Here is a 10,172-nt window from a genome sequence, read left to right on the forward strand (position 1 = left end):
AGTCAGATCTTTCAGGTGCCCATTGACGATCCTCTCAGCTAGCAGAATAGTGAGGCGAAGCCAGTTGATATGTGGATTCTGCATTAATCGCTAGTAGGTGTTTTTTGAGAAGCCAGCAGTACACCTGCCAGACTTCTGTTGCATGTACATGCTTCTGTCTGGAAATACATTACTGAAGATGTATGAAAGGATCGACCAAAGTGGGATTCCTTTGGACTTGCGAAGCCCACATCTACGGAGAAGCTCCATAACTTTGTAGTCCTTGAAGAACTTTTCAACAGAACGGGCAATTTTAGGTTTATTTTCAGTATCGAATGATGGTAAACTAGACATAGCGCAAGCCTTTCGTTTGATATTGATGATGTTTTGGTCGACTTAATTATATCAAGCGAACAAAGGCCTTGTGCTTTTTTATTAGCTAAACTATTGAATTTTCAAGGTACAAGCCCACTTTTGTAAGTGGGAAGTTTAAGTGTTTTATTGAAAAGGGAAAAAATGCAGAAACATGCCTACTTAATCATCGCCAACCGCAACCCGGGTCAGTTGCAGACCTTGCTGACCCTGCTTGATGACAGCCGTAACGATATTTATCTCTTGGTCGACAGAAAAAGCGTGGGCTATCCGCGTGACTTTCAGCTAAACTACGCCACGCTTTTCAGTGTCTCGCCCCTGATCATCGACTGGGGCAGTTATTCGCAGATTGAAGCCGAAATGCGGCTTTTTCAAGCAGCAGCTCCAGGCAAATATGCCTATTACCATCTGCTGTCTGGCTTGGACTTGCCGCTGGCTAATCAGGATGAGATTCATGCCTTTTTTGCCGCTCATCCTGGCAAGGAATTCATTACCTACAGCTCCCAGGAAAGCGGGGCACAGTTATTGGCCCGGGTGCAGAAATATCATTTCACCCATAACTTCCGGCAGCCAAACAAGGCCATGCGGCTTTTTAGAAAAATCGAAAAGGCAGAGCAGCGGGTCTTTCCAGTAAGGAAGAAATTTGCTAGAATACTGGCCTTTGGTTCCAACTGGGTCAGTTTGGAAAATGACCTGGTCCAGGTTTTGCTGCGGGAAGGTGACCGGATCAGAACGATGTTTGACCGGGGGTTCCTGGTCGATGAGCTGCTGGTGCCAACAATGCTGAACATCTATCCGGAATTCAAAGACAGAATCTACTATGACCGGCCGGTTCACGACCGGCCTGAAGAATTCCAAGGCAACCTCCGCTATATTAATTGGTGGGACGGAAGTCCTTACGTTTGGCGGGAGAAGGATTATGAGACTTTGCTGGCTGCCCGCCGGCAGGGCCACCTTTTTTCCAGGAAATTTGATGCTGAAGTAGATAAGGCGATCATCGATAAAATAGCTGGTCAATTATTGGAAATTAAGTAAAAAGGCCAAAAACGCTTAAGCAAGTTTTGGAATAAGCAAACAAAGATGGTATACTGTTGATTAAAATTGCGTATACTGTTGCTGTATTAAGATAATAGCAAAACGATAATATAATAAAAGGATTTTAATAGGTTGAGCTCGAAGATAATGACAGATAACAATGGTTTTGATGGAGAGACTAGGCTGGGAGCATATCGGTACGTGAAAAGATTCTTAGATATTGTCGGCAGTTTGCTGGCCTTAATCGTCTTTTCACCAGTCTTCTTAGTTTTGTCACTGCTGATCAAGAACCGGGATGGCGGATCCGTTTTTTTTGCCCAGGAAAGAATCGGTAAGGGCGGCAAGCCCTTCATGATGTACAAATTCAGATCGATGAGCATGGACGCTGAAGAAATTCTCAAAAGCAATCCAAAACTCTACCAAAAGTATGTTGACAATGACTACAAGCTGCTGGCTGATGAAGATCCGCGGATCACGCCGATCGGCCGCTGGATGCGGCGGACCTCAGTTGATGAATTACCGCAGTTTCTCAATATTCTCAAGGGCGACATGAGCATCATCGGCCCGCGGCCGGTTGTTGAAAAGGAGTTAGCTGAATACGGCGACCGCAAAGACAAGTTTTTGTCAGTCAGACCCGGAGCCATGGGCCTTTGGCAGGCAACGGGCCGGAGCAATATCAGCTACCCGGAGCGCTGTGACGTGGAGCTGGAATATATCGACAATATCTCTTTTGCCTATGATGTCAAAATTTTCTTCCAGACAATTTTCAGCATCTTCAAAAAAGAAGGGGCTTATTAAAGCAGGGGTGGAAACTAGTGAAAGTTAAAGTTTTAGTGGCAGCCCACAAGCAGTTCCCCATGCCGGCTGACCCGGTCTACATGCCGGTTTTGGTCGGGGCGGTAAAGAACTACAAAGCAGGCATTGCCTACCAACGCGATGACGAAGGAGACAACATCTCTGCCAGGAATCCTTATTACTCTGAACTAACCGGGGTTTACTGGGCCTGGAAGAACTTGAAAGACGTTGACGCAATTGGCCTGGTGCATTACCGCCGCTATTTTTATGTATCCAAGCCTCATGACCTGGATCACGTGGCTAAAGGAGTCGACTACGAGCATTTTTTGGCTGACCACGACGTGATCGTGCCGAAGAAGCGGAATTATTACATCGAAAGCAACTATGACCACTACATTCATGCCCATCCGGCAGAGCCTCTGGACAAGACCCGTGACATTATCGCGGATGTCTATCCAGACTATCTGCCGGCTTTTGACATGATGATGAAGCGGCGCAGTGCCCACATGTTCAATATGTTTGTCATGAAACGGCCAGCCTTTGAGTCTTATTGTGAGTTTGTTTTTGGCGTTTTGAGCAAGCTGGAAGGGCAAATCGATATTTCCGGCTACTCTGTCCAGGACCAGCGGGTCTATGGCTACATTTCCGAAAGACTGCTGGATGTTTGGCTCTACACGACCAAGCAGGACTTCGTTGAAATGCCTTGGGGGCAAATCGGCGGTGAAGCGGTAATCAAGAAGGGCTACAACCTGATCAAGCGCAAGCTTGGCATTGGCAAGAAGCAGACCCACTTTTAAATAAAAGGAGCAAAACAAGTATGAGCAAGTATTTAGTAGTTGGTGCAGGTCTTTTTGGGGCTGTTTTTGCGCGCGAAGCAGCCAAGCGGGGGCACGAAGTTACGGTAATCGAAAAACGTGACCACGTCGCCGGCAATATCTACACCAAGGAAATTGACGGCATCCAGGTCCACCAGTATGGAGCCCACATCTTCCACACTTCCAACAAGGACGTTTGGGAATATGTCCAGCAGTTCGCGGAATTCAACCGCTACACCAACAGCCCGGTAGCCAACTACAAGGGCAAGATGTACAACCTGCCTTTCAACATGAACACCTTTACTCAAATGTGGGGTGTCCGGACGCCGCAAGAAGCCATGGACAAGATCAACGAGCAGCGGGCTGAAATGGCGGGCAAGACCCCGCAAAACCTGGAAGAACAAGCTATTTCTTTGATCGGCCGCGACATTTATGAAAAGCTGATCAAGGGCTACACGGAAAAGCAGTGGGGCAGAAAGGCAACTGAACTGCCGGCCTTTATCATCAAGCGTGTCCCAGTTCGTTTGATTTATGACAACAACTATTTCAACGATGACTACCAAGGGATTCCTAAGGGCGGTTACACCAAGCTGGTGGAAAACATGCTTAAGCATGACAAGATCACGGTTGAACTGGACACTGACTTTTTTGCCAAGAAGGACGAGTACCTGCAAAAGTTCGACAGGGTAGTTTACACTGGCCCGATCGATGAATTCTTTGACTACAAGCTGGGTGAACTGGAATACCGGTCCCTCCGTTTTGAAACTGAAGAAAAGGACGTGGGTAACTACCAAGGCAATGCGGTGATCAACTACACCGACGCAGAAACGCCTTATACCCGCGTCATTGAACACAAGCACTTTGAATTTGGCAAGGGGGACCCGGACAAGACCATCATTACCCGGGAATATCCAGCTGACTGGCACAAGGGCGATGAACCTTACTACCCGGTCAACAATGACAGAAACAACGACTTGTACGCTCAGTACAAGGAAATGGCTGACAAGGAAGATGCCAAGGTCATCTTCGGCGGCCGCCTGGGCCAGTACAAGTATTACAACATGGACCAGGTCATCGCGACTGCTTTGGAAGCTGTTAATGATGAATTCGGTAAGTAATCGTGCGTGTTGTTAAGAATTACCTTTACAATGTCGGCTACCAGGTTTTAGCCATCATCGTCCCGCTGATCACTTCCTACTACGTCAGCCGGGTACTGAGTCCGGAAGGGGTTGGGGCCAACGCCTTTACCAACTCCATCATCCAGTACTTCATGTTGCTGGCCAACATCGGGATTGGTTACTACGGAAACCGGGAAATTGCTTACGTCAGAGACAATAAGCAAAAGATGGCGGCAACCTTCTGGGAAATTCAAATCGTCAAGACTGTGATGACGGTTGTTGCCTACCTGTCCTTTGTGGTCTTTATGGCCTTTTATTCCGGCAATAAGACCTACATGTGGGCCCAGTCGATCAACTTGATCGCGGTTGCTTTTGACATTTCCTGGCTCTACCAGGGGCTGGAAGACTTCAAGCGGACAGTTTTGCGGAATACTTTTGTCAAGATCACTTCGATGATCGCCATCTTCATCTTCATCAAGAGTCCAAAAGACGTGGCTTTGTACATCATCGTCCTGGCCTTATCGACTCTGCTGGGGAACTTGACCCTGTGGCCGCACGCCGTTAACAACTACGGTCATGTGGACCGCGGCACTAAGCTGAATCCTTGGCGGCACTTCGTGCCAACGGTTACTATGTTCGTGCCGCAGATTGCTACCCAGCTTTATGTCCAGCTGAACCGGACCATGCTGGGCCTGATGGTCGACCAGAAGGCATCCGGCTTTTACCAATATTCCGACAACTTGGTCAAATTGATTCTGGCCTTTGTCACGGCGACGGGGACAGTCATGCTGCCGCACGTGGCCAATGCCTTTGCCCAGCATGACATGGAAAAGGTCCACAAGATGCTGTACAAATCCTTTGACTTTGTATCGGCTCTGGCCTATCCGATGATGTTTGGGATTGCCGGCGTTTCTATGACTTTGGCGCCGCTTTACTACAGCTCCAAGTACGCCCCGGTTGGCCCGGCCATGCTGATCGAATCAATCGTTATTTTGATGATCGGCTGGTCCAATGTTATTGGAACGCAGTACTTGCTCCCAGTTAACCGGGTCAAGGACTTTACGACTTCCGTAACTATCGGGGCTGTAGTCAATATTATCTTGAACTTTCCTTTTATCAGTCTCTGGGGATTAAATGGGGCGATGTGGGCAACCGTTTTGTCGGAAGTGGCTGTGACGGGCTACCAGCTCTATGTCGTTAGAAAGGACTTGGATCTAAGCTTAATGTTCCAAAGTTCATGGAAATACTTATTGGCCAGTGGGGTAATGTTTGTTGCGGTCTTTGGGATGAATACACACTTGAAGGCTAGCTGGCTTTGGTTGATTTGTGAAGTGGCTGTTGGTGTAGTAATTTATGCTGGGCTAGTATATTTTTTAAAGGCTCCAATTATTGATCAAGCCAAGAACTTAATTAGTAAAAAGTTGCAAAAATAATTAATTAGCGAAAGGATTTAGCAAATTTTGAAATCTGTGGCTGCCGTAGTTGTAACTTATAATCGAAAAGAACTACTAAAAGAAGCAATTGATGCCTTGTTGATGCAAAGTGCAGCTGAGGCAGATGTATTAGTTGTTGATAATGCAAGTACGGATGGGACTAAGGACTATATTGCTGACTACATTGATCAAGGGCAAATCATTTATATTAATACCGGCGAGAATTTAGGAGGTGCCGGTGGGTTTAATTTTGGAATGCGCAAAGCTTGTGAGGCTGGTTACAAGTATGTCTGGCTTATGGATGATGATGCGATCGTCAAAAGGGATGCTTTAAAAGAGTTGCTAAAGGCAGATCAGCTGCTTAAGGGAAACTATGGCTATTTATCTAGTACAGTCTTTTGGACTGATGGCCAGCCTTGTGTTATGAACCGTCCGAAATTGGTCAAGGACTGGACTAGTGATCTGGGTTATCTGTCTGCTGGCTTGGTAAGAACGTACTACTCAACTTTTGTATCATTTTTTGTTAAAACTGCAACGGTTAAGGAACTTGGCCTGCCAATTAAAGACTTCTTTATTTGGGGGGATGATGTTGAGTATTCCAACCGCCTTTCAAAAAAATATCCTTGTTATGTAGTTGGTAAGAGTCAAGTAATCCATAAGACTAGGGATAATAATGGGTCTAATATCGCTAAGGAACAGGGTGATCGGATCGGTCGTTATAAGTTTGCCTATCGTAATGAGTGCGTGATAGCTAGAGAAAATGGAATGAAGGGTCGACTTAGACAGTTCGCCAAGGTCAACTACAATATGTTGCGAGTTATTTTTACTCATAATCCACATAAGCTCAAAAAACTGGGGATAATCTTAGGGGCTTCAGTTGAGGGCATTTTCTTCAGACCAGAAATTGAATATATTGAGGAGCAGCATGACTAAGAGAATCTTAGAAGTTAACGTTGATGACAATGGTTACAGCGGAGTGTATTCTCTAATTAAACGAGTAATTGAAAATAAGCCGGCCGATTATCAGATTGACTTAGCCTGCCTAGAGCCATTTGAATCACAGCAAAATATTGATTATTTAAACAAGCTAGGGACTCAGGTCTATTACATTGGTTACCCTGGTAATAAAATCAAGAAGCAGCTTAAGTACTATGAGAAATTACAAAAGGTTGTAAAAGATGGTAATTATGACTATGTTCATATCCATGGGGATGTAGCAAATAAACTCTACGTAACGGCTTTGGCTGCACGTAAGGCTGATAGTGGGGTTAAAATAATCTTGCAGTCACATGCCAGTGATGTGGATGGTTCTCATCGTCAGCTTAAGCGCTTTATTCATAAAAGCTTGAGAGGGAAGCTAGTCAAATTGGCTGACTGTTATGTGTCAGTTTCCGATTTAGCCTCTAATTGGATGTTCCCAAGTATACCCAAGTCACAGGTGATTAAGATTATGAATGGGGTTGACTTAGCCGCCTTTCGTTATGATCCTATTATTAGAAAAAGGATACGAAAAGAGTTAGGTTTATCTCGCAAACATGTACTAGGCCATATTGGTCGTTTTGCTTACCAGAAGAATCACCAATACTTGATTCAAGTTTTTGCAAAAGTTTATGCTCAAGATCCACAAGCTCGCTTGCTTTTGGTAGGAAAAGGTGATTTGCAAGATGAATGTAAACACCAGGTGCATGACTTGGGACTGGATAAGCAAGTAATTTTTTATGGCTTAAGTTCCAATACTAGTGAGCTTTTTCAAGCGATGGATGTATTTTTGCTGCCATCTCATTTTGAAGGCTTGCCAATTGTCGGGGTTGAAGCACAAGCTGCTGGTTTGCCAGTAATTTTCTCTGATCAAATCACTAGTGAGGCTAAAATGACTAACAATGTTTCTTTCTTGCCAATTGATGAAACAAGCTTGTCAGCTTGGCAAAGTCAAGTGATCAAGGATCTAGAATTAGGGCATCGTGACAACTATGACCTATTATCCCGTCAAAAATTGGATATTACAGATACAGTGGCTGCTTTCATGAAGCTATATAATTCGTAATCATTAAAAACGAGGTCAAAATGATCTACATTATTACCCATAAAAGAGTCAAGCTACCCAAGCTAGACAAATATCTTCCTTTGCAAGTGGGGAGTAGTTTGCATGAACACCTGGACTACTTGACTGATGATACAGGAGATAATATTTCTGAAAAAAATCCTAACTATTGTGAATTGACAGGACTATATTGGATCTGGAAAAATACAAAAGATGATTATAAGGGATTAGTACATTATCGTCGTTATTTTGGCAAAAGTGATTTCTCTTCTAGTTTTGAGCAGATATATAGTTATGATGAGCTTAAAGGCTTTTTACAGGACCATGATTTGGTGACTTCATATGTCGCTAACTTTAAGCAGAATGCTCATGATGAAATTATGATTCATTGTTGTACTGAAGAAATTTTTGGTAAGTTGCGAGCCAGCGTGGCCAAATGCAGTCCCGAATACTTATCTGATTTTGATAAATTCTTTAATCAAAACAAGGCAGTTTTATTTAATATGATGTTTTGCAGAGGGGACTTATTTGATGAATATTGTCAGTGGTTGTTTACAATCCTCTTTAACCTAGAGCCACAGGTTGATTTAAGTAGTTTGAATGCATATCAGCAAAGATTATATGGTTTCTTGTCAGAGCGGTTGTTAAATATTTGGATCTCGCATAAGGAATTGAAGGTTAAGCACTTACCGATCGTTAATACCGAAATGCCAATGAAGGAAAAAATTACTAATTACCGCCGCCAGATCACCAACCAGATCTTTTACACTTTGAAAAAATAAACTACCAAACTGTTTCTTTGGAAAGAATAAAGGGGTATAGTATGGCTTATCTGATTGCGATTTCGATGTCGCTTCTTGTGGCTGCTTTTGTGCCACGACTAATTGAAGAAAACCAACATGGAACTTTTTTACTGGTTAAGCAGCCTTGGTACAAAGATACCAAGAAATGGCAGCTAATTGGACTTGTTTCTTTATCTGCCCTACCCATCTTGCTGATTTCTTGTTTTCGTTATGGAGTGGGAACTGACTATTTTCATACATATGTCCCTCAGTTTCTATCAATTGTAAATGGTAGTTATACTCATTATTATGAACCTGGTTTTTATTTACTGAATCTGCTAGTCGCTAGTTTAACCAGTGATCCACAGTGGTTAATTGCTCTTTGTGCGCTTCTAACCCTAGGACTGGTATATGTAGTAACAGTTTTTTTATCAGATAATTATTTTATGTCGATCTTGCTGTTCTACTTGACTTATACCTACTTTGTTTCGATCAACAATATTAGACAAGCTTTAGCTTCAGCAATCTTGTTACCAGCTTTATATTTCTTAGTTCGTAAGAAGAAAATTGCTTTTGTTTTATTGACGATTCTAGCAGGGACCATGCACCAAAGTGCCTACTATTTCTTGATTATGGCGGTTCTGGATCTACTACCTCTGTCACAGCTCAGCTATCTGTTGATTAACTTAGGTTTTTACATTTTTATTAAGCTTTTAGGCAAGCAAATTTTAGCCTTATTAGCCTTACTCATTCCGCGAGTACAGATGTATCTAAATCAAGGAGTATATCTGGGTAAGACGATCGGTAAACTTTATTTGGGAGTACAAATTGCTATCTCACTAATTTACCTTTATCTAGAATACCAGCAGCGTTTTAATAGGGATTTGACGCAGTTTTCCTATAACAAGTCTTCCTTTAAGAGCCAATTGGTTGGCATGTTACAACTTGATGATCGCCAAAAACTAGGAAATTCAGCTGAAGAATGGGCAATTGCCAAGCTTTTGCAATGGATGGTTTTGATTGTATGTGCTATGGATGGAATTTTGCCAGCTACGTACCGGGTAGTTAGAATCTTTACTTATGCCCAGTTCATCTTTATCCCAAATGCAATCAGTAAATTTGGAAGAGATGACAAACGTCGCTTGATCTTGTATATTTTAGTTATTGTGATCTTTGGTATACTCTTTGTCCATGACTTTGCTATGGGCTTTGAGCAAGTCTACCCTTACAAGTCAATTTTTAATCACTAAGGGGAGTTTGAGCCGCAAGGGACAGAAACAGTAAAAATGCAGAGGAAACCTTAGCTAAACTTAAGAATAAAAAAACGTTAAGTTTATTTATTTGGTACATGACGTTGAAGAATTGAGAAAGTTTTACTATCGTAAATTTTTTGAGGAAGATTTCAACCAGATGCTTAAGTATGCTGATTGCTTGATCGTTCACAACGATTCCATGAAAAATCTTTTTGAGGATCGTGGTGTTGACCCAAAGAAATTGGTTACGCTAAAAATATTTGACTATTTGATTCCAAATGGTCAAATTAACCATGCTAAATTTGAGAGATCCGTTTCAGTTGCTGGTAATCTGGATGTAAGTAAGACACAATATTTGAAAGATATTGGAAAGATAGATGCAAAATTTAAACTTCGCCGATTGTAAAATTAAACTGAACACTGTTCCGATCCAGTAAGAAAAATCGTTTTCACTGGATTAGAGCACAAAAAATCCAATCCAGGAGCTGCACTCTAAGGGCTACTCTAATCGTGCTATAGCTAGAGAACTTAACTGCTCACCAAGCACGG

General features: G+C 42.9%; 10 protein-coding genes and 2 pseudogenes. 11 read left to right on the forward strand and 1 reads right to left on the reverse strand.

Going from position 1 to position 10,172, the window contains the following annotated elements; genetic code table 11:
• Nucleotides 1-333 (reverse strand): annotated as a pseudogene (locus DS743_RS09280) (IS4 family transposase); the annotation flags it as partial.
• A 162-nt stretch (nucleotides 334-495) separates the two neighbouring features.
• On the opposite strand from DS743_RS09280, the gene DS743_RS05085 reads away from it, so the two are divergent.
• From DS743_RS05085 to DS743_RS05135, 11 genes and pseudogenes are all read left to right on the forward strand, one after another.
• Nucleotides 496-1,386 (forward strand): beta-1,6-N-acetylglucosaminyltransferase, encoded by an 891-nt coding sequence (locus tag DS743_RS05085; protein ID WP_072544298.1) that lies wholly within the window; start codon nucleotides 496-498, stop codon nucleotides 1,384-1,386.
• A gap of 201 nt (nucleotides 1,387-1,587) precedes the next feature.
• Nucleotides 1,588-2,184, forward strand: a complete 597-nt coding sequence (locus DS743_RS05090; protein WP_035185104.1) for a sugar transferase — start codon at nucleotides 1,588-1,590, stop codon at nucleotides 2,182-2,184.
• A gap of 17 nt (nucleotides 2,185-2,201) precedes the next feature.
• A complete protein-coding gene (locus DS743_RS05095; protein ID WP_035185106.1) occupies nucleotides 2,202-2,978 on the forward strand; it encodes a DUF4422 domain-containing protein in 777 nt (258 codons plus the stop codon).
• Between the two features lie 20 nt (nucleotides 2,979-2,998).
• Nucleotides 2,999-4,114 carry a UDP-galactopyranose mutase gene (gene glf, locus DS743_RS05100; RefSeq protein WP_035185110.1) on the forward strand — a complete coding sequence of 372 codons (1,116 nt, stop codon included), beginning with the start codon at nucleotides 2,999-3,001 and terminating at the stop codon, nucleotides 4,112-4,114.
• 2 nt (nucleotides 4,115-4,116) lie between these two features.
• A complete protein-coding gene (locus DS743_RS05105) occupies nucleotides 4,117-5,547 on the forward strand; it encodes a flippase (RefSeq protein ID WP_035185113.1) in 1,431 nt (476 codons plus the stop codon).
• Between the two features lie 27 nt (nucleotides 5,548-5,574).
• Nucleotides 5,575-6,480: a glycosyltransferase family 2 protein gene (locus DS743_RS05110; protein WP_035185116.1), complete on the forward strand. Its 906-nt coding sequence runs from the start codon at nucleotides 5,575-5,577 to the stop codon at nucleotides 6,478-6,480.
• Nucleotides 6,473-7,591 (forward strand): glycosyltransferase, encoded by a 1,119-nt coding sequence (locus DS743_RS05115; RefSeq protein ID WP_035185118.1) that lies wholly within the window; start codon nucleotides 6,473-6,475, stop codon nucleotides 7,589-7,591. The genes DS743_RS05110 and DS743_RS05115 overlap by 8 nt, the downstream gene beginning before the upstream one ends.
• Before the next feature lie 20 nt (nucleotides 7,592-7,611).
• Nucleotides 7,612-8,370 (forward strand): DUF4422 domain-containing protein, encoded by a 759-nt coding sequence (locus DS743_RS05120; RefSeq protein ID WP_002879387.1) that lies wholly within the window; start codon nucleotides 7,612-7,614, stop codon nucleotides 8,368-8,370.
• A gap of 41 nt (nucleotides 8,371-8,411) precedes the next feature.
• Nucleotides 8,412-9,620, forward strand: a complete 1,209-nt coding sequence (locus DS743_RS05125; RefSeq protein WP_035185120.1) for an EpsG family protein — start codon at nucleotides 8,412-8,414, stop codon at nucleotides 9,618-9,620.
• 112 nt (nucleotides 9,621-9,732) lie between these two features.
• The gene (locus DS743_RS05130; RefSeq protein ID WP_472650203.1) at nucleotides 9,733-10,029 is read left to right on the forward strand and encodes a glycosyltransferase; all 297 of its coding nucleotides are present in this window, start codon (nucleotides 9,733-9,735) and stop codon (nucleotides 10,027-10,029) included.
• A 61-nt stretch (nucleotides 10,030-10,090) separates the two neighbouring features.
• Nucleotides 10,091-10,172 (forward strand): annotated as a pseudogene (locus DS743_RS05135) (helix-turn-helix domain-containing protein); the annotation flags it as partial.

The sequence above is a fragment of the Lactobacillus leichmannii genome (genome assembly GCF_024701915.1).
In the GTDB taxonomy this organism is placed as follows: domain Bacteria; phylum Bacillota; class Bacilli; order Lactobacillales; family Lactobacillaceae; genus Lactobacillus; species Lactobacillus delbrueckii.